The following is a 1154-nucleotide window of genomic DNA, read 5'->3' on the forward strand; positions in this document are numbered from 1 at the left end:
TTTTCATCAATATCTTTATTAATAATTTTAGACGCAAAAATTGTAGATAAGTATGACAAAAGTAGACTCGACAAGCATTTCAAGTATTTTGTTGCCAGTCGAGCTTGTGCTGTAAGACACAGCAATTTTCGGAGTTAGAAAATTATGGAAAAAATATCAGGTGCTAGGTCTTTGATGATCGCTTTGGAAAAAGAAGGCGTGGAGATTGCCTTCGGGTTACCGGGAGGTGCAAACTTGCCAATCTATGACGAACTCTACAAGAGCAATATCCGTCATGTACTGGTAAGACACGAGCAATCGGCTTCGCACATGGCAGACGGTTTTGGTAGAGTAAGCAGAAGACCAGGAGTATGTTTTGCAACATCAGGTCCTGGTGCAACAAATATTGTTACAGGAATTGCAACTGCGCAGGCAGATTCTGCACCAATGATTGCAATCACAGGCCAGGTCCCATCAAAGATGATAGGTCGTGACGCANTAAAGACAGAGCCTCCAACGATATTGCCCAATGTAACAGGTATCAAGTTATGAATCATGCCCAAATAATCAAGATGAGATGTATCCACTGTCACTCCTGCAGTTTGCATTGCAGCCAATAGTGACGGGTCATTTTTTATCAATAGTGCAAATGTCAGAAAATACATGTTTGCCACACTGTGTTCAAACCCCATGGCTATGAAAGCCGCAGTTGGAAACATTATTCCCAGTATCTTATCAGTGGTTTTCTTACCACTAACTCCAAGGTATATTGCTAAACAAACAAGGCTGTTAGCAAGAATCCCCAAGAAAAATGCATCAACAAAACCAAGATTTACTTTAGGACCCGCTATCATCAATGCCTTGATTCCAAATTGATAACCATTTTTTGTCCAGACCTTGCTCATGTAAATAATCCCAGCAGTTGCTGCTGCTCCCAGATAATTTCCAAAATACACCAGTGCCCAATTTCTAAGTAGTTTGATAAAGTCTAGTTTTTTGCTTGCGACATTCATTATGCCCAAAGTATTTCCCGTGAACATTTGGGCTCCTGTAATTACTATGGCAATAAGTCCAAAGCTGAACAACAAACCACCAAATACTTGGGTAAAAGTGCGAGTTACTATGATCTGACTTGTGGCAAAGGTAAAGTAAACTCCCGCAATGGCAATCAAGGC

Annotated in this window: 1 protein-coding gene and 1 pseudogene; one reads left to right on the forward strand and one right to left on the reverse strand. The window is 40.7% G+C overall.

Features of this window, described 5'->3' with window-relative positions; all coding sequences use genetic code 11:
* Positions 1 to 144: 144 nt before the first annotated feature.
* Positions 145 to 477: thiamine pyrophosphate-binding protein (locus DYY66_RS13345; protein WP_255496459.1), on the forward strand; the 333-nt coding region annotated here is incomplete at its 3' end.
* A gap of 1 nt (position 478) precedes the next feature.
* On the opposite strand, the pseudogene DYY66_RS16655 reads toward DYY66_RS13345, so the two are convergent.
* A pseudogene (locus tag DYY66_RS16655) lies at positions 479 to 1151 on the reverse strand (formate/nitrite transporter family protein); the annotation flags it as partial.
* Between the last annotated feature and the right edge of the window lie 3 nt (positions 1152 to 1154).

This window comes from Candidatus Nitrosotalea sp. FS (genome assembly GCF_011319475.1).
Classification (GTDB): Archaea; Thermoproteota; Nitrososphaeria; order Nitrososphaerales; family Nitrosopumilaceae; genus Nitrosotalea.